Source organism: Desertibacillus haloalkaliphilus, from assembly GCF_019039105.1.
Taxonomy (GTDB): domain Bacteria; phylum Bacillota; class Bacilli; order Bacillales; family KJ1-10-99; genus Desertibacillus; species Desertibacillus haloalkaliphilus.
The window spans coordinates 207,462-226,816 of the sequence record NZ_JAHPIV010000003.1; the positions used below are offsets into that span (position 1 = coordinate 207,462).

General features: G+C 41.2%; 13 protein-coding genes. 10 read left to right on the forward strand and 3 right to left on the reverse strand.

What is annotated here, in order from left to right:
* Positions 1-254 precede the first annotated feature (254 nt).
* The 4 genes from KH400_RS04930 (at position 255) to KH400_RS04945 (ending at position 10,547) form a co-directional block, all read left to right on the forward strand.
* Positions 255-5,606 (forward strand): S-layer homology domain-containing protein, encoded by a 5,352-nt coding sequence (locus KH400_RS04930; protein ID WP_217222484.1) that lies wholly within the window; start codon positions 255-257, stop codon positions 5,604-5,606.
* A 247-nt stretch (positions 5,607-5,853) separates the two neighbouring features.
* On the forward strand, positions 5,854-7,797 hold the full coding sequence (locus KH400_RS04935) for a multicopper oxidase domain-containing protein (protein ID WP_217222486.1): 1,944 nt from the start codon (positions 5,854-5,856) through the stop codon (positions 7,795-7,797).
* Between the two features lie 114 nt (positions 7,798-7,911).
* Positions 7,912-9,975, forward strand: a complete 2,064-nt coding sequence (locus KH400_RS04940) for an S-layer homology domain-containing protein (RefSeq protein WP_217222488.1) — start codon at positions 7,912-7,914, stop codon at positions 9,973-9,975.
* A gap of 152 nt (positions 9,976-10,127) precedes the next feature.
* On the forward strand, positions 10,128-10,547 hold the full coding sequence (locus tag KH400_RS04945; protein WP_217222490.1) for a hypothetical protein: 420 nt from the start codon (positions 10,128-10,130) through the stop codon (positions 10,545-10,547).
* Between the two features lie 91 nt (positions 10,548-10,638).
* Here KH400_RS04945 and KH400_RS04950 read toward each other — a convergent pair whose 3' ends face one another.
* A complete protein-coding gene (locus KH400_RS04950) occupies positions 10,639-11,031 on the reverse strand; it encodes a hypothetical protein (protein WP_217222492.1) in 393 nt (130 codons plus the stop codon).
* A gap of 46 nt (positions 11,032-11,077) precedes the next feature.
* Here KH400_RS04950 and KH400_RS04955 point away from each other — a divergent pair, with 46 nt between their 5' ends.
* Positions 11,078-11,551 (forward strand): hypothetical protein, encoded by a 474-nt coding sequence (locus KH400_RS04955; protein WP_217222494.1) that lies wholly within the window; start codon positions 11,078-11,080, stop codon positions 11,549-11,551.
* Between the two features lie 107 nt (positions 11,552-11,658).
* On the opposite strand, the gene KH400_RS04960 is transcribed toward KH400_RS04955, so the two are convergent.
* Positions 11,659-12,195, reverse strand: coding sequence for a sigma-70 family RNA polymerase sigma factor (locus tag KH400_RS04960; protein WP_217222495.1), 537 nt, complete (start codon positions 12,193-12,195; stop codon positions 11,659-11,661).
* Positions 12,196-12,431: 236 nt separating this feature from the next.
* On the opposite strand from KH400_RS04960, the gene KH400_RS04965 reads away from it, so the two are divergent.
* From KH400_RS04965 to KH400_RS04980, 4 genes are all read left to right on the forward strand, one after another.
* Positions 12,432-12,659, forward strand: a complete 228-nt coding sequence (locus KH400_RS04965) for a hypothetical protein (protein WP_217222497.1) — start codon at positions 12,432-12,434, stop codon at positions 12,657-12,659.
* Positions 12,660-12,864: 205 nt separating this feature from the next.
* Positions 12,865-15,081 (forward strand): YcdB/YcdC domain-containing protein, encoded by a 2,217-nt coding sequence (locus KH400_RS04970; RefSeq protein ID WP_217222499.1) that lies wholly within the window; start codon positions 12,865-12,867, stop codon positions 15,079-15,081.
* A gap of 266 nt (positions 15,082-15,347) precedes the next feature.
* Positions 15,348-15,902: a hypothetical protein gene (locus KH400_RS04975; protein WP_217222501.1), complete on the forward strand. Its 555-nt coding sequence runs from the start codon at positions 15,348-15,350 to the stop codon at positions 15,900-15,902.
* A gap of 126 nt (positions 15,903-16,028) precedes the next feature.
* Positions 16,029-16,763, forward strand: coding sequence for a hypothetical protein (locus KH400_RS04980; RefSeq protein WP_217222503.1), 735 nt, complete (start codon positions 16,029-16,031; stop codon positions 16,761-16,763).
* A 78-nt stretch (positions 16,764-16,841) separates the two neighbouring features.
* Here KH400_RS04980 and KH400_RS04985 read toward each other — a convergent pair whose 3' ends face one another.
* Positions 16,842-17,492 carry a DUF4309 domain-containing protein gene (locus tag KH400_RS04985; protein ID WP_217222505.1) on the reverse strand — a complete coding sequence of 217 codons (651 nt, stop codon included), beginning with the start codon at positions 17,490-17,492 and terminating at the stop codon, positions 16,842-16,844.
* A 332-nt stretch (positions 17,493-17,824) separates the two neighbouring features.
* On the opposite strand from KH400_RS04985, the gene KH400_RS04990 reads away from it, so the two are divergent.
* Positions 17,825-19,252, forward strand: coding sequence for a S41 family peptidase (locus KH400_RS04990; protein ID WP_217222507.1), 1,428 nt, complete (start codon positions 17,825-17,827; stop codon positions 19,250-19,252).
* Positions 19,253-19,355: the final 103 nt, after the last annotated feature.

Below are 19,355 nucleotides of genomic sequence, written 5' to 3' on the forward strand. Positions count from 1 at the left end.
GAGAGGCATTATAAATAGAATAATGTGTGATGGTATGTAGTAGAAGTCTTGCGGAGAGAAATCTCTGTGAGGCTTCTTTTCTTATATAGGAGAGCATCATTCTTTTGTCGATTTCTCTCATTTTGGTTTTATACGATGTATCTAATGATCTATAAATTGTAGCGTTAACTCTATTTGACTAAACATTTAGTCTCGTTACTGTGGTAAAATAGTCTAGTATTTACAAATATTATAAATTACTAAAGGGGGATTATATGGGTTATAAATACAATCCAAAGTCATATAGAAACTTTTTAGCTAGTTCAGTAACAATGGTATCAGCGGTTGCTGTTGGTGCCTCTTTTGTACCATCTACTGAAAATGTTGAGGCTGCAACTTTTTCTTTTCTAGATGTTGCTGAAGATGCCTATTACTATGAGCCTATTACATACCTGGTCAATAAAGGTTCAGTAAAGGGTTATAATGACCAAACATTCAAGCCAGATGATCATGTTACGAGAGCAGAGGCTGCTAAGATGATTGCAGACACAATTGGTCTTGATACCACAGGTACAACAGGATCTAGCTTTTCTGATGTAGAGGATGATTTATGGTACACAGGTGCGGTATCAGTTATGGCAGATTTGGGTGTTATTAACGGTTATCCTGATCATACATTTAAGCCTCATGAAAAAGTTACACGAGCAGAAATCGCGAAGATGATAGTAGAAGCCTATCAGTCTATCGATAAGCAAGAAGCTGACAATCTATTTGATGATGTTAAAGATGATGCTTGGTACAAACAGTATGTGGGAGCATTGGTTGAAAATAATGTAACGACAGGGAAATCAGCGTCAACATTTGCACCAGATGACTTCGTAACACGCGGGGAAGCTGCAACATTCCTTTACCGAAGTGATCAAGTACCTGGATCCAGTTCTCAAATTACGAACATTGGAGAAGAAACCCTAGAAGTTGATGGTGTTACCTACCAACTTTCAGATGAAGTTAAAGGTATTTTTAATGAAGAGAACATTGATGTTTTAACGGGTGCTTATGTTGATTTTGAGGTAGAAGAAAAAAAGATTACGACACTTACATATTTAGAACTAACGAATTCAGGTGATTTTGCTGACGATGAATCAAGTAATCAATTAGTGTTAGAAGGAAATGGTTCGGTCATTGATGGGGATGTTAAGGTCAGAGCTGACAATATATCAATTGAAAACCTTGAAGTGTCAGGTGATCTTGAAATTGCAGTTGAAGTAACTGAATCCTTTTATGCGAACAATCTGAATGTTAAAGGTGAAACACTCATTAATGACAAGGATGTAGCTGTTGCATCAGTTAGTATTTTAAACACGAACCAAAACAGTGTTGTATTCGAAGATAGTCATTTAAACCGTGTAGAAGTTCATAAGAATGATGTTGAAGTAGAAGCAAAAGGGTCAACGACTGTTCAAGAGATCAATTTCTCACGTAATGCAGCCTTTACTGCAAGTGAAGGTGTTGAAGTTTCAATACTTAAGCTTGAAGATGGTGCAGAAAGCGTTGAGGTTAATGCTACTGTGCAAGAAGTTATCGTAAATAGTTTAAATGAAACAAGCCTTTCAGGTGATGCGCATATAAGTAACATTAAGGTAGATGGAGAAGGCGCCTTCACTCTTAGTGTGAGTGGTCAAGTTGGTAACGTTGAAATAAGTAATGAACATGCAAAAGTTGAGTTAGCAGATGGCGTGAGTATTGATAATATTGCTACACCTGAGGGAGCGGAAGTTGGTGACCTCGTTAACGATTATGATAACGTAAAAGGGCAAATTGATAGTGTTAATGGTGAAGGTAGTACAGCACCTAGACGTGGAAGTGGTGGCTCAAGTTCAAGCTCAAACTCGAGTTCATCTGAACAGGACTCTAATAATGATGAGCCTGAGAGCCCTGGTGATGCTGACGTAGAGGTAAGTGTTGATACAATATCCAACCTAGAAGAAACGGTATCTGTAGGTGAAGCTTTTGAATTACCTGAAACAGTGACAGCCGAAATGGAAGACGGTTCTGAGGCAGATGTGGAAGTGCTTTGGGGTTCAGGTACAGCTTACACAAATGATGTGGGTACGTTTGAATATGAAGGGGCAGTTGAAGATTATGAAGGTAAAGTAAAGCTTACCTTACATGTTGTACTTGACGGTTATGAAGAAAAAGAGAATGGTAGCGTTGCAGTTGTTACAAATAAAGCTGCAGCAACTTATGCCAAAGATGTTATTACCGTTCAGGAATTAGAGGTTACTGAGGACATTCAATTACCTGAAAACTTAGGTTTACCGGTAACGATTCCAGAAGGTGTTAATGGTATTACAGTTGATTTAAACGGTAATGAACTTGAAGAAGTGACTGTTCAGGGAGAGAATGTTACGCTCAAAAACGGAACGATTGAAAACATCAAGCTAGAAGAGGGCATTCAAAACCTTACACTAGAGGATATTGATGACTATGCTCGAAGCGAGCACCTCATAGATCAAGCTGGTATTGCATCAGTTGTTTTAGCAGGTAATACGGAGCTTCAAGGTGATGTGCTTATAAAAGAGTCAGTTGAATTGACTGGAGAAGGGAACGGAGAAATTACTGGTTCTGTTCGTGTTGAAACGCCTGAAAGTGTCACTCTTTCTGCTCCAATTCATTCAGTAGTTGTTGAAGAGCTCAATGATAGTATCTATATTCGTGAAGATATAGAACGCATAATTGTTCGAGAAGATGCAACTATTTATCTAGCAGATGGTGTTGAGATTGATCAACCTGAGAAGCGTACAGGAGTTGAAGTAACTGTAGAAGACCAAGGCGATGCTGTTGCCGCATTACAAGTGGTGAGTATTTTATCTTCTGATGATACCTTGGAATTTGAAGAAGTTGTTGATACCTTTGATCTAGACCGATATATAGGCGTTGCAGAAAACTTTCTAGAAGCTGCGGATATTGGTGATCAAGATGGTCAATTCCCGGAGTGGGTACACGAAGAACTTCAAGGTAAATTAGCTGAGGCAAAGGAGAACCGAGAAAATGTCATTGTAGAAGCAGAGGATGTTGAGGCTGAACAAGAAAAGGTTGATGGGTTCACAATTAACATCCGCAAGGCACTAGACGACTTTAGTGATGAGCGTATATTTGTTGACACTGCATCATTCCGCTCGCACCTTCGTGCCATGGAGCAACTACTTGCCCGCACAGCCATTGGTGACACATATGGCCACGTTCCAGAAGATGCTTATAATGAATTTGAGGCGGCGGTAGAGAGAGCTAGAAATGCATTGGCATCAGGTTTGAGCAAAGAGGATAAACCTGTAGAAGAGGAAGCTCTCCATCAAGCTGAAGAAGACTTTCGTGACGCCTACGTTGAACTGCCTTTCTTTAGTAGAGACTCTTATACGGTTGAAGGTGAAATGACGTTTGAGGTACAAGGTGAAGGAGAAGAGTTTACAGACTTTGTTGAATTTAAAGTCTATGACCACGAGTACGAAGGCTATGAGACGACAGGGTGGTCGATTTGGAGTGATTATGAAGAAGATCTTTGGGTCGGAATGACTGCAAGAAGACTAAATTCAGGTCATATCAATTTATTCGAAGCGGAGCAAGTGTACTATACGGTTGCCACTAACCAACATATATATACAGGTACATTTACAATTGATGAGTTTGAGGAAGGTAAAGTCATTGAATTGGTACCAGAAGAAGTAGAAACAGGAACTTTAGATATACAGGTACCTTTTGCTGGTGATAACTTTGAGTTAGAAGGAATTGTAATAGAGAATGAAGATTACAGCTACAGCGATTCAGAATGGCATCATATATATGAGGTAGCTGAATCAACTGAGGTCCCAGTAGGCGATTATACTATTCAAGTTTATGGGCATGACGACGATCACGAATATATTTTAAGTCAGACAGGTTTTGGCATTACTGAAGGGTTAAATACTGTTACATTTAATGAAGATGAAGTTGATCAAGTAACCATTGAGTGGGAGGACTTTACCGGATGGCAATTTGAGCCTTCAAGGTACTCTGCATCAGGTAGTCATACTCGTTACTGGCGTTCATTCCATGATGAGTCACGTATTCCACACCCATCAATTATGGTTCATAAGGATTATGATTTTATTGAGGCTGAATATTATGCGAATCACAGTGAGCGTAACGAGCAATGGCGTTATCGTGTTGATATGGAACGTGATCAAAAAGGCCAAGATGAAGTCATTCGTACATCTCCGCACTTTGAATTTGAGATTAACGAATTTCAAAACTTTGAAGGCTATATCATTGATAATGCTGATGCTCCATTCCATCACTATTTTCATATTGACCTAGTTAACGACTTTGGCCATCGTCTGAACGATCTTTATTTCTTCCATGATGGTACGTTCTTAGAATATGGTGGAGAAGTCACTGTCAGTGATGGTGAAAATGAAGGAGTTAAAAATCTCTCCTATGTATGGGATTTTAACCAGGCATCAATAGCTGAAATATTACCTGGTGTTACTGGAGAGGTTGAGATTACATTCTCGATGGGAGATTTGCCATTTTTAATTCCTGATAAAACAATCACCGTTTTTGTAGGTGAGGAAGGTTCTAGCGAGTGGGAAGGACCGTCGGAGGAGAATGAAGCAAACGATCCTGATATTGAGTTAATTGAAAAAACAGCATTAATTACCGATGTGAGAACTAGTGCTGATGGATATATTGAACGAATTGGTGCTTTTATTGATGGGGAGGAAATACGGTTATCTGTAGATGCAGGTATGGAAATAACTAACCTATCAGCGAGTGATGTTGTTGACCTAACGCTGAATGAAAATACCGATGAAGTGATTTCTGTTGATTTAATTGATCCCGAGTTAGTACTCACTGAACGTGAAGTGAACCCAGAGGAAGTAAGCGTGGTGGATCGTACGTTCAAAACAATGGACGGAGATGAATATAGATTAACGGATGACACTTATATTTATTTTGCAGCAGAACTAGAAGAAGTCGAAATTACTACTCTGAGAGATTTAAGGGATCTAGAAGCAGACAATGAAGTGACGGTTGTGTTAGCAGAAGAGGGCTCTTTATATGTAGAGAAAGTAATTGTGACTAGAGATGGAGAAGAGTCATCTGATACATCTACAACTGAACTAACGGAATTGGTATTGAATCCAGAGGAAGTAAATGTTGCAGATCAAACATTTTCAACTACAGATGGAGTTGAGTATGAATTAGTATCAGAAGGTGAAGTGTATTTTGACGCAAGTGTAACCAGCTCAGGAGAGGAAGAACAGGGCCGACTCAGAGATTTAAGTGATTTAGAAATAGACAATGAAGTGACAATAGTGTTAGTAGAAGAAGGCTCTATGTATGTAGAGAAGGTAATCGTAACAAGAAATGAGGTTATCGCTTCAGTTGCTAATAATCCGTATGTTGATGGAGCTTCAGTTACATTTAAAGAAGACAATGATGTTAAAGTAACTACATCTAATGAAGATGAAGACTATCAAACACAAACATTTACTGCAAATGCAACAGTAGTGAGCGAAGAGACCTATATGGTGGAAGGTCATGAATTTGCTGAGTATGCAGGTACAGTGACTTTGCGACAAATATAAAGGTTATTGACTATCCATTTTGATGATTAGAAAGCATCACACCGAACTTTTCATAAGCTTTGGTGTGGTGCTTTTTTTGCACTTTCGGGCATCACGGTGCCTGGCACCTAATAAACACAAGGCAGGTGATATAACTTATCACTCGAACTTTCGGAACATTTGAAAATATTTGTCGAAATGCTAAAAAGTCCCTTTATTTTCTGATAATATATAGTGCGCATAGAACTTTTATAGTAGGGATGTGGTAGTGGTGATTGACTTTAGAAGGATGTTAGTACTGGTTTTTGCAGTACTTATGATGCTGACAAGTGCTTCATTTGCCAGCGAAACGTCCTCATTTAGCGATGTTGAGCAGTATGAGGATGAAATTAATCATTTAGTTCAAGAAGGGATTATTAGTGGCTTTCCAGATGGTACCTTTCGCCCAGGTGAAGATGTGATTCGCTTACATATGGTTCAGATGGTGATGAATACGTTGGGGGATAGTACCGAGGCGACAATAGCACCAGATTACCGTGATATTTCTGAAGAGCGGGCTGGGTTTTCAGCAGTAGCTCGGGCAACGGAGCTTGGAATCGTGTCAGGGAATAATGGCGCATTTTTTCCTGATGATCCGTTGACGAGAGCTGAGCTTGCGGTTATTTTTGTGCGAGCCTTTCAGCTTGAAGGAGAAAGTAACGTAACTTTTAATGATGTTTCAAATGAGCATTGGGCACGTGATGCGATTTCAATACTAGCGGCCAATGAGATTACGACGGGTTATCCAGATGGGACTTTTCGTCCGAATGACCCTGTATCAAGAGCGCACTTATCCGTATTTTTATCTAATTATTTAACAGATCAAGCTCATGGGCCGAATGATCACACTGAAGCGAACCCGGATCATGGATCGAATGATCACAACGAAGCAAGTCCAGATCATAGTACGAATGACGATGCTTTAGCTGAGTCGCCATATACATACAATGTTGTTGCGCGAGAAGCGACGTTGGAGCGTACGGCAACACAGACGGTTCCGGTTTGGGGCTACGATGGCGTTGTACCTGGGACCGAGTTACGTGTGCCAGCTGGTGAGGAGATGACGGTTCATTTTGAAAATCAACTTCCTGAACAAACAACGATTCACTGGCACGGGATTGCTTTAGAAAATGAGATGGATGGCGTGCCGGGGGTGACTCAGGATGCGATCGAACCAGGTGAATCGTTCACGTATCAATTTACACCTGAAGATCCTGGAACATATTTCTACCATTCACACGTTAATAGTAACGAGCAAGTTGGAAAAGGGTTATATGGCGCATTGATCGTTGAAGAAGAGCAGCCGAGCTATGAACGCGATTTTGCCCTGTTCATTGACCCTTTTGGTATCAACGGTAGCATGGGCGCGAACATTGACCATTTGGAAGTCGAGGATGGAGAGCGTGTTCGCGTTCGCTTCATTAACGTAAATACAACAACGCATGAGATCTATGTCAATGGAACAGATGTTGAAGTCACTCATACGGACGGGATGCCTATTCACAACCCAGAGCCCATCCGAGATCAGTTCATTCCGATTGCCCCGGGTGAGCGCTATGATGTTGAGTTTGTAGCAGACAAAACAAAAGACATCTATTTTGCTAGAGCGACACGAGGATCTATTAATCAATCAACAAAGACATTACTTTCCTATGAAGATGGCACGGTGAGTGATGGTGAGATTCCAAGCGACCTTGAATATCAGCCTCTTGAGATTACGACTTATGGTGAGTATATCGAGACTCCAATCTATGAAACAAGTGAATTTGATGTTGAATTTACGATGGACTTAGGAATTACGTCTGACTTCAGTTACACCATTAATGACCATATTTACCCGCATGATTTTGAGCCAATCGAAGTATCTGAAGGTGATCTTGTCAAAGTGACGATGAATAACCCGACCATTGAAGATCATCCGATGCATTTACATGGACACCATTTTTATGTGTTATCGAAAAATGGCGAGCCGATTTCTGGATCAGCTTTGAAAATGGATACGGTGAACCTAAAGCCAGGTGATCATGTGGAAATTGCCTTTGAAGCAGATAACCCTGGGATTTGGATGTTCCACTGTCACATCTTATCGCATGCCAACCAAGGGATGAAAACAAAGGTGATCTACGAAGGCGTGGAGCCTGTTGTTGAAGGTGGTCACCAGCATCATCGTTAATGTGGAAGATTAAATGACGGACAGGGGGTGAAGTGTACAATAAATCCTACTTAAAACGTTTGTCTTACATGTTTACTTTTATTTATTTTAAAAAATTTAGGGGGAATAAAAGAAATGAGTCAATCAAGCAAGTATCGTAAGTTTTTAGCAGCAGCAGCAGTACCAGGGGCAATGGTTGTATCAACGTTTGCAGTTGCAGGAGCGGTTAGCGCGGCAGACGCTGTTGCATTCTCTGATCTTGAAAACGAAAGCGCGGATGCGGTTGAAGCGATTAACAATCTTGTTGCATCAGGGGTTATCGAAGGGTTCCCAGATGGTACATATCGACCGCAAGAAGGAATTAGTCGTCAGCACGCGGCAGTCATGTTCGTACGCGCATTTGACTTATCGACGACAAATGTAACAAACCCTGGCTATGCCGATGTGACAGAAGCACATAAGTACTACAACGAAATTGCTGCAGCTACAGAAGCTGGATTATTTTTAAATGACGGAGGAAACTTTGACCCGGCAGAACCACTTACTCGTGGGGAAGCAGCAGCGGCATTAAGCAGTGCATGGGAACTTGATGCGGAGTCTGATTATTCGTTTAGCGATGACGGTGGTGTGCATGCCGATGCGATTACAGCCCTTGTTGAAAATGGTGTTGTCGGTGGCTTTAGTGATGGAACATTCCGTGAGGGTGAGGCTGTGAACCGCGTTCATTTTGCGCAACTTGTGGACCGTGCCTTTACCATCAATGGTACACCTGCCCAATTTTCAGAAGAGCCAGCTAGTAATGACTTGTTCGAGTCTGTAGTCGGGGTCCATGACCAAGACACCCTTGTCGTGACGTTTGCAGATGAGGTAACTGATGAAGATATCGAAGCAGCAGGGCTAGCGATTAATCATTATCACCCGAATGGCGTACTAGGCCACCAGCATATTCCGTCAAGCTGGACGATCGAAGGTAATGTCGTTACCTTCACTGATTTTGACTACTTATTCTGGTTACCAACTCATACAGCGACAGTTGATGGTGAGCTGATGTTTGAATGGAACGGTGTTGAGTATGGCTTTACGTATGAAACGCCAGTAGATGGCTACACGGTTGAAGGGGCCACTGCTGTGAGTGAGACAAAAATTGCTGTGAAATTTGCAGAACTTGAAGAGCCAGTAGAGGTAGATGTACTTCCGGATGCCCAAGGACCGCAACTGCCACCACTTGTAGAAGGTGAGCCAGGCGCAGCATTTTTTGAGTATGAAGGTCTGTTATATTTGGCAGGAGAAGTCGTATGGGAAGAAGAGCAGGAAGAAGCGGCGACCCTTGCATCGGTCACAGCTGTAAACAATGACGATACGATCGAAGTAACGTTTAATCAAGATGTGACAGAAGAAGAAATCGAGGTTGGTGATTTCAAAGTAAACCACTATGATGAAGACGGTGAACTGATCCATGTGCACACACCAGCTGAATATACGGTTTCTGATAATAAAGTGACGTTTATGAACTTTGATTTAGCATTTGCCCCAGAATATCATGATGGTGTCGATTTATATGCATCATTTGCAGGCATTGAGACTGAGTTTTTGTATGAAGCGCCTGAGGAAGGTGAGATTGCGGTTGAGTCTGCAGAAGGTGTCGATGATCAAGATACGCTAGTCGTTACGTTTAACCAAGAGGTAACGGATGAAGATATTGAAGTTGGTGATTTCAAAGTAAATCACTATGATGAGGCGGGTGAGTTAATCCACGTTCATACTCCATCTGAATATACGGTTTCCGGCAATGAAGTGACGTTTACGAACTTTGATTTAGTGTTTGCCCCAGAATATCATGATGGAGTTACACTTTATGCATCGTTTGCCGGCATTGAGACTGAGTTTTTATATGAAGCACCTCAAGAAGAAGTAGTGATTACTTCCGTCGTAGCTATTAATGACGATAATACGCTTCAGGTAACGTTTAGTGATGAAGTGACAGAAGAAGACATTGAACTAGGTGACTTTACAGTTAACCATTATGACGAAGACGGTGAACTGATCCATGTCCACACTCCAGCAGGCTTCACAGTAGCTGAAGAGGAAGTAGCTTTCACAGACTTTGACCTACTCTTCGCAGCAGAAGCTCATGATGGCGTAACTCTAGAAGCTTCATTTGCAGGAGAAGAAGTCGAATTTTTGTATGAAGCACCTTAAGTAAGAGGGGGTGCCAGGCACCAGTTGGAGGGTGCCTGGCACCAATCCCTTCTTTTGTTGGTTTTAATTGGCTGCACTGTATAGGTATTATGGACCTATGATCGATCATCTTCATCTATTAAACTATCCATATATCCAGATAAGGAGTGGAAATGAAGATGATCTCAAAAAATAAATTAATGGCGATAGGCGCCGCAACTACATTATTATTTGTATCAGCTTGTTCATCAGATGATACAACAGACGCAGAGAATAATATCGACGACCAAGAGGTAGAACAAGTTGAACAAGACAGTGAAGAGGCTGTAGACGTTAGTTCACTAGAAAGTGATGCAGATCTTACAGAGCAATTAGAGGCTGAGCCGGGAATTGAAAGTGTTATGGTTCAAGTTGAAAGTGGAAGTAATGAATCTGTGAATGTTGATATTGAAATCAACGAAGAGCAAGAACTAAGTCCTGAGGAAGTAGCAACAAAATATTCAGAAGTAATTAAAGAAGTACACCCTGACAAGAAAGTTGATATTATTGTCATCCAGGATGGAGCAATGGTAGAGCAACTGACGGTAGAATAAATCGTTTAGGGTGCCAGGCACCCTCAGAAGAATCAACTACAAATCAAAGTAGTTGATTCTTTTTGCTTTTTAAGAGAGTTACGCGTAATCGTCACAAACATTCACTAATAAAGCGTTGTTCATGCTTACTAAATTCAAAGTAAATCTTTCGCTTGTCGCCAACAATGGGGAGGAGTTTTGATAGTAGCTCTTCGTCATCGATCATTGTCTTAACTTGGTATGGGTAGATTGGCTCGCGGATGCGAATTCCTTTTTGTGTTTCTAAGTCGAATATGAGGCGATTTGTATCAAGGTCTACACCGATGTGCAAGAAATACTTGTTCGATCGTTCAAACAGTTCTTTGATGTAATCATTGATGACAAGAACATAGTCTGTGTTTTCGATGTGCGCCATCTCCTGCTCAGTTCCCACCGCTTCTCCAGCTCTACATAAGATCTCAACAGAGTAATCGCTATTTGGTTTGGTTAGCCATTTAATGTTCATATCTCTCACAACCTTTTGTGAATTATATGTGAGAGCAGGATGAGCTATGAATGAGTTAAATGATGAAGATGGTGACCGAGTAGAAGCTGGCTATGAGTTGATCCTAGACATTAGAGGAGAAACGAATGAGACAGTGACAATTACACTAACTGAAGAAGATGTGAATCGAGGTTACGCTGAATATACGTTTAGTGAAGAGTTATTAAAGCGTCTCCTAGACGGACTCACAGTCGGTAGTGAAATTGAGATTACACCAACCATTACCAATGGTGATGAGGAAGTAAGTGGAGAAACAGTAACGATTGAGATTACCCAAGGGTTACTTAATAACTTATTAACATTGGTAGATGATTTGCTTGACGGTGGCAACGATGATTTAGCGTTGGTAACACCGGTGGTAAGCTTGCTGGATGGCACAGTTTCTGACCTTGCTTATATCTTATCTGGCAAAAAGCCGATTCGAGTTGAGTTACAAGGTGACGATGATGTAAAGGTAGAAGCTGACTATGAGCTCATTTGAGGGGTCTGACCCCTCAAATGGACATAACCCTCAATATTGTCTTCTGCACGTGGACGACGCGATGAAATCAATAAATTCAAGAGCTAAAATAGTATTGAGCCGATTATTTAATTAACTGTAATCGGCTTTTTTTGGCCTTTTTTGGGGGTCTGACCCCTGTAGTGCGTGCGTAATTTTTTAAGCGCTTGCTTGCGCCAGGTGGAGACGGTGTTAATGGAGACGTCGTAGCTTGTGGCGATTTCTTTTGTTGTTTTTTCTAATAGGATTGCTTCTTCGACCCAGAGTCGTTGCCGATCAGATAGTGATGCTGTATATGCGTCCAACCATCCCGGCTCTGAGCGCCTTACTGTTTTCTCATCGATCATGTCTTGGTTTTCATCCTCAATTGCAAACTGATGATGTTCTTCATATCTAGTTTCCTTCGCTAAGAGTGATAGCATTTTCCCACGCACTGAAGCAATCGCAAATGTAGCAAAAGATCCTTTCTCAGGGTCGAACCGTTCGTAAGCTTCCCATAGCCCGATGAGCCCTTGCTGATAAAAATCATCATAGTTTTTATAGATATTAAGACTTTTTATTTGCTTTTTTATAATCGGTTCATATTGCTTGGCAATGATATCAAAACGAACATCAGCAACGTTCATTTCCTTCATCCTTAGTAGACTGCGCGCCCCCTATGAATTCCGCCGGTACCTTAAAGATACGCAGTGTACTCCTTCCTGTCACTTTATGAAAAGTAAAAAATGGACGTATTGCAAAGGTCGATTTTGAACTTTTCTGGAGAGGAACGGACAGAGGTGAATCTACATAGAATAGATCAACTACTGTTCAAATATAGTTGTATAAAGGGAGATTTCGTCACAACATGTGGGGGGATGAGATGGGTCTTTTTAAGATGATTAAGCGGTGGCAGGAGGCTATGTATAAAAGGAAGCTGGTCAAGGCGAGAGCGAAGGGGATTTGTCCAGATTGCCGTGGATTCGGGTATGACCCATTGATGTTGCAGGATCATTTCACTCTAAATGCAAAGGATTTCGATTGTGTTGGCTGTAAGGGGACTGGATCGTATACAGAATGGGCCAAGAATAATGGTCATATTAGAAAATGAAAGCGCTGCAACCCAAAATTAGAGTTTTCACCTTTCGTGAGGCTCTATTTTCTTTTTTTCTATAAAAATATTCTTTTTTTTGAAACCTTTTGTAGCCCTTAATCGTCTAGTACTAAGGAGATGAAAATTCAGACTACTATTCCATCTATTACCAATATTTGATATAGTAGCCTGGTAGAATTCAATTTTTGGAGGGTTTATAGATATGAAGTATAAGCGTTTTGGTTTACTTTCACTGTCAACTGCGTTGGCACTAGGAATTGCGTCACCGACACTTGCTGCAGATGTCCAAGCTGTACAGGAGCAGCCGTCTTATGAAGTTGAAGTTGCTGCCGTCGATGTTGATATTGAGAAAGAGGATCTTATTGAACGTCTGAACGAATTGTTTCCAGGAAAGTTTGACTTTTTAGATAATCGCGATTTTCACATGAATAATCACCATATCATTGGCTGGGAAGAAGAAGATACGATTCGCCACTCGCTGTATTTTAACAAGCAAGTTGGTGGCAATTATATTCATGGTAATGTTGATTTTGTTGGTGAAGATCTAACTCTACAAAGCTATCACTATCAACCTGAGGATGTAAAAGGTGCGCTGTACCCACCCGAAGTTTCGCAAGACGAGGCCAAGCAACTAGCTGAAGATTTTGTGTCTAGTGTTGCTGATGGTGAGTATGAATTAAGTGATCGTTTTGAGCCGTATGTGTCTTGGGGTAATCGTACGTTAACAGAGCCAGTACGATACAACTTTGCATTCCAACGTTTAGAAAATGGAATTCCAGTTGTTGGACAAGATCTTAACGTTACAGTATTAGGGAATGGTGAGATCACCCAATATTATGGAGGTTCTCGTCACGGACAAGATGCTGAATATGAAGCGCAAGAAAATGTGTTGGAAAAGGATGATGTCCTTTCAACGATTGAAGAGAAGCTTGATGTCGAGTTGCAATACATGCTTTATCATAGTCCGCAAAGCATGGAGCCTGAAGTACGTCTTGTCTATGTGCCATCACCGCAATTTGGTGGAATCCATGCGATTAACGGTGACTGGGAGCTAGGTCAGTCATTTGTTAGTGAACTGCCTGAAACAACAGAGCTTACATTGTTGAGTGAAGAAGAAAGAACAGTTGAAGGTGAACCGGTTACTCGTGATGATGTACGTGAATTAGCTGAGGACCTTCTAACTGTTGATGATGGTGGAGAGCTGCGTATTAACTCCATCCAAGAACAGACACGTAACGATGTTGATGTGTATGTTGTTCAATATAGCATTCAATATCAAAATTCAGGCTATGGAAGCAGTTTTGAAGTGAGCAAGGAAACAGGTGAAATTTTTAATTTCCATAATGCATCACGTTATGACCAGAACGTGGAAGAAAACTTAGGCTACGAGGAAGCTCTTGAAGCAGCTGTTGAGGCGATCGAAACGTATGCACCATCTAAGATGCATGAGTATGCTTACCCAGTAAATAACTTCAACGAAAATGCTGATCGTGGTATCTACCGCTTTAGTTTCCCGCAAGTGAAAGATGGAATCTTAGTAAGTGGTAGTGCATTAAATGTAAGTATTTCAGCTGAAGATGGTTCTCTTGATTCCTTATACGTTAGCCCGTTACCAGAAGCAGACTGGCCATCTGTTGATCAAGCAGTCGATCGTGAAACAGCATTAAATGACTACTTAAATCAGCTTGATATTGATCTTTCATATGGAAACCATCCGCAATCAGATGAAAGTCATAAGTACCATTTAATTTATCGTCCAACATTCAGCGATGGCTATGAATATTATGACGCAACTGAAGGCGAGTGGGCGAAGCGTGAGCAAGATGAGCGTCCAGATGAAGAGCCACAAGTGAGTGAGCACTGGGCTGCTGATGAGCTCAATTACATGATCGATGCAGGTATCATCTCTGTAGAAGATGAAGCAGAGGTGAACCCGAATGAGGTCATTTCAAAAGGGGAAGCAATCGAAGTGATCATGAAATCACTAACGAGATTCTACCCAGAACCACCAATGCCAGATGATGAAGTACGTTCTACATTTACCAACATTGGACCAGACCATGAGCTTTATCAAGTGGTTGAACGCGCAGCACAACAAAACATTATTGACACAGATTCAAGTACATTTGCTGTTGATGAAGCATTAACGCGCGAAGAGTTAGCATACTGGTATGTACGTGCACTAGGGCTAGAAGATGCAGCGAAACACTCTGAAATTTATAACGTGTCATTTGCTGATGCAGGTGCAATTAGCGATGAATATATCGGTTATGTGGCCCTTGCGAACGCACTAGGCGTTCTACAAGGTGACAGCCTTAACCAATTTAACGCGGCAGGTGAAGTAACGCTAGCTGAATTAGCTGTATCAAACTTCCGCCTCGCAGAGAAAGCCAGTGAATTAGGAGTAGCGGTTTATTAAAAAGGGGTCATAAAAAGGGGTCTGACCCCACAAATGGACATTATCACAAAAAATGTCTATTACCAATGTACATTTTGAATAGCAGACATAGGAGAGCTTACCCAATGGGTAGCTCTTCTTTTTTAGAGCGGTCAGACCCTTTCATTGCACATTTGTCCATTGAAGGGGTCTGACCCCTTCAATAAACCCCTTCAACGCTATATGCTTTATAACAGGAAGATGGTACGATAACAGCAGCGAGAAAACCATGATTGGGAGCTAATAAAATGAGAAGAACCATCATTATACTTACATGTTTAACGGCAGCAGCTATTGTCATTAGCGGGCAGTGGTTTTGGAATAAACAAATAGATGAGATGGCTGAGCGGGTGAAAGAAAGGGAAGGTAGTGAAGGTGAACCCATTTGGTCTCGAGAATCTGGGTTTGAACGGTTTGAACCTGAGAAGACGCTCTCGGAGATTATTGAGGTACATGATCCAACATTTGCTGGCATTTTCGATGAGTATGAACAGGGTGTCAACCAGCTCTTCTTAGAAGCTGAACAAGCATATTATCAAGAGGTCATGGTTGGAGAGTTGAGCTATGATGAACTTGTTACTTTCTATCGGCAAGAGCTGAATCAATTTGAAGACGAGATGGAAGAGTTATTTTATTTGGCATATGGGAAATTGCAGGATGAGCTGGAGCGCTATGGATATGATCGTGGTCAAGTGATTGATTATGAATTGACATATGAACTAATTGCAGAGCAAAGTCGTTTGCAATTTGTGGCAGGGTTATTTTCGTTGGGGTCTGACCCCACAAATGGACAAAACCTTTGATTTTGTCCATTTGGAGAGGAATGAGCGGGATCATTACCAATCTTTTGCTACTGATTTTGTATTGCTTGGGTAATAAAGATCGGGTACGATTAATTTAGCCTGAGAAAATATCGAAGGAGAGTATGAATGAATAAGTCTATTATCATTATAGCTGGTGTGGTTATTGTTACCACGATAGTTCTAGTTTCTGGTTTCTCAAATTTTAATAATCAAACGGTTCGGGTAGCGACGGATGCCCAAGAGATAGAAAACAATAAAGAACGAAATAAAGAGTTACTTGTAACCAATGAAGATGACGACATCCAACGTGAGGCTGACAACAGTGAGGTGGATGATGTTTCCACTGAGACTGAAGAACAGACCACAAATGGGTCTGATGTTGCCGCGGCATCATCGGAAGAAGGTAGTCAACAAAGCACGAATTCTAGCAATAACGAAAGTTCTTCACCCTCATCTACTAATAATTCATCATCTAATAGTCAAACATCAAGTAGCGATGGAAATAATGAACAAAGTCAACAAGCCACTGAGTCAAAGAGCTTACAAGAAATTAAGAGTGAGTACTTCTTAGTATTTCAATCGATGGAACGTGAGCATACAGCAAATCTTGATCGATTGATCCAACAAGCATATCGAGATTATGTAGATAATGGTGCGGAAAACGTTAATGTTGATAAATACCGCAGTGAAGCAAGTGCACTTGAAAGTAGCGCCGATGCCAGCTTTTACGCGACGTATGAACAGTTAAAGGTTGAGTTGGGGGAACATGGTTACTCTCAAAGTGAAGCGACAGAGTTTAAGGAGACCTATGAACGAAAGAAACAATCAAGAAGAAATGAATTGGAATCAATAGTTAATTAATATATGGGGTCAGATCCCTCCATTGTACATTTGTCCATTGAAGGGGTCTGACCCCATATAAAAAAGAGAGTAGCAGAGCTACTCTCTTTTTTGCAATTCAATTGCAAACAGTGGTCCGTCGCTTGCTGTGAAACGAAAGAGGAGATCAAAATCATGGTCAAGCTCATACGCTAGAAGCCAATCCCCATCGTGTAAGTCTTTATCTTGAAGGTCAGGTGTACCTAATAGTTTGGTCACATCATCACTAGTTACGTCTGAGTCATATATGAAACGTTCAATCGCAACAACTTGGTGGCCAGCCTCAGGATGGTAAAAGTAGTTTGCATTATCATAACTTAGGTAGGGAGCGCCTCGCCATTCCCCTTCTTGAAGCGGTGGCCCCTTTTTTTCTTGAATTTTTTCAATGCTTGTCCCAATGGCGTATTTCGCAGGTGGAAGGTAGCCGTTCTTAAGTTGTTCAATAAATGTATTGTCTAGACGATTTCCCTCTTCATCTATTTTAAGTGATCCCTCTATGTCCTTTTGTTCATTTGCTTGAGGAGGTGAATGATTCCCATCTATACTATTGCTTTTCACCTGTAGTTCTTGCATGATATTTGCCAATGATTCTTCTGCGACATTGGTGACTGTATTTCTGTCATCTTCTATTAATAATGAGGAAACTTGATCGAAGGCTGTGAAAATAAACAGACAAACGCCGGTTAATAATACTAGTAATAGATTTTGCATGTAACGTCCTCCTTGTACCGGTCAATTATGATTCTTCCAAAGTGTAGCATGGGGTGTAGTTGAAACACTGTCGAACGGTTAGCGAATATTCCTTCTAGTTTTAGCGAAACAAAGCTAGTTACGACAGGGTCATCTACATTTATTTTTCATTTGTTGACTGCTGACTAGAACTTGTTAACAGATAGCCAAAATCATTGGTAAAGGCTTCTAAATTGGCGTGTATCGACATCTTTTTATAATTATTTCCTCGGAAATTGTTGAGGAGTTGTTATGGATATTGATGGTAATTTAGTGGTTCCTAATGCTAGAATAGCTATGGAGAGGGTGATGAAATGACTAGATACATAGAAAAGATGCAGGCTGTTAAGCTGACAATCGTTTTTGTGCTTTGCTTTCTAGCGATACCGAGCTTTGTTTTTGCGGAATCTGTTGAGGAGCAGCAAAAGCTAGATATGGTGAAGCATTTAATAGAAACATTTTATTATGAGCCCGTAGATGGCGATGTCTTAGAGAGCGATAGCATCTCAGAGATCGTCGGGCAATTGGACCCGTACTCAGAGTATTTAAGTTATGAGGATTATACTCGATTAGTAGATTCGATTGCACAGGAGTTCGTAGGAATTGGTGTTGAAATTGAACAAGTCGATGATGGGCTTGCTATAATCAATGTGTTTGATGGCGGAGGCGCTGATGAAGCAGGTGTGCAACCAGGTGACATTATCATTGGAGTTGAAGGCGTGACTGTAAATGACGTATCACTGGAGGAAGCTCTTCTTCACATACAAGGGGAAGAAGGGACTAAAGTTCAGTTAGACCTTTATCGACCGAAAGACGAAACGTTTATCGAGCTTGTGATTGAACGTAAAGTGGTCTCCGTGCCGGTTGTGACGGCAGAGACACTAGGAGGGAATATCGGTTATATTGGTTTACATTCGTTTAGTGAAGAATCAGCTAGTGAAGTAAAGCAGGCGTTAACGGAACTAGGGGAAGTCGATCAGTATATCTTTGATTTGCGTTATAACGCTGGTGGTTATTTAGGGGCGGCTCAAGATGTGGCAGGCTTTTTCCCTAGTGTTGGTCATGCGCTTCAAATCAAAGAGCATGACACAGAACAATTGATGTCGCTTTGGGCGATTACGCAGGATCAGTTATTTGAACAACCCGTCTCTGTTCTCATTAATGAATACAGTGCAAGTGCCTCGGAGATTGTGGCTGCAGCGGTAAAAGATTACCAAGCTGCACCAGTTTTCGGTCAAACAAGCTTCGGAAAAGGTACGATGCAAGAACTTTTCCATCTTGAGCCTTACAATGAGGAGTCGGATATTTTACGTTTAACAACCGCTGAATTTCTTTCTCCAGCTGGTAAAACAATTAATCAAGTCGGGGTAACTCCAACGGTTGAGACTGAAGTTGGTCGTGAGCTTACTACTGCACACGAAACATCCTTAGATAACATCTACCAAGACTATCATGGACTTGGAGAGCTTACTCGACAGGTTGATACGACGACATTTTCGGTAGCATTCTCGATCCCAATCGATTGGGAATCAATAACTGAGTCAACGTTTGAGTTCATGGAAGTGGGTGGACAGTCAGTTCCTTTATCCTATGACCCGATTTCCGAAACTGAAATCGGAATAGAACTAGAGCAACCATTAGAAGAAAATAGAAGCTACAGGCTCTACGTGCACCCAGAAGGTGAGAGTGAGCAAGGGGTGTCGATTGAAAGTGGCTACTACGTTTCAGTCGAAGTTAATTAGATGATGAGAATGTGAAAAAAGCGCTGTATATGGCGTTTTTTTTTATTGGAGAAACAGCAAAATGATATAGGAACTTTCGCGCAAAAATGGTAGAATAATAGGG

Bases quoted from the DNA above. Each gene is read 5' to 3' on its own strand.
- KH400_RS04930 (WP_217222484.1), top strand. From the start codon at position 255: ATGGGTTATAAATACAATCCAAAGTCATATAGAAACTTTTTAGCTAGT.
- KH400_RS04940 (WP_217222488.1), top strand. From the start codon at position 7,912: ATGAGTCAATCAAGCAAGTATCGTAAGTTTTTAGCAGCAGCAGCAGTA.
- KH400_RS04945 (WP_217222490.1), top strand. From the start codon at position 10,128: ATGAAGATGATCTCAAAAAATAAATTAATGGCGATAGGCGCCGCAACT.
- KH400_RS04950 (WP_217222492.1), bottom strand. From the start codon at position 11,031: ATGAACATTAAATGGCTAACCAAACCAAATAGCGATTACTCTGTTGAG.
- KH400_RS04955 (WP_217222494.1), top strand. From the start codon at position 11,078: ATGAATGAGTTAAATGATGAAGATGGTGACCGAGTAGAAGCTGGCTAT.
- KH400_RS04960 (WP_217222495.1), bottom strand. From the start codon at position 12,195: ATGAACGTTGCTGATGTTCGTTTTGATATCATTGCCAAGCAATATGAA.
- KH400_RS04965 (WP_217222497.1), top strand. From the start codon at position 12,432: ATGGGTCTTTTTAAGATGATTAAGCGGTGGCAGGAGGCTATGTATAAA.
- KH400_RS04970 (WP_217222499.1), top strand. From the start codon at position 12,865: ATGAAGTATAAGCGTTTTGGTTTACTTTCACTGTCAACTGCGTTGGCA.
- KH400_RS04975 (WP_217222501.1), top strand. From the start codon at position 15,348: ATGAGAAGAACCATCATTATACTTACATGTTTAACGGCAGCAGCTATT.
- KH400_RS04980 (WP_217222503.1), top strand. From the start codon at position 16,029: ATGAATAAGTCTATTATCATTATAGCTGGTGTGGTTATTGTTACCACG.
- KH400_RS04985 (WP_217222505.1), bottom strand. From the start codon at position 17,492: ATGCAAAATCTATTACTAGTATTATTAACCGGCGTTTGTCTGTTTATT.
- KH400_RS04990 (WP_217222507.1), top strand. From the start codon at position 17,825: ATGACTAGATACATAGAAAAGATGCAGGCTGTTAAGCTGACAATCGTT.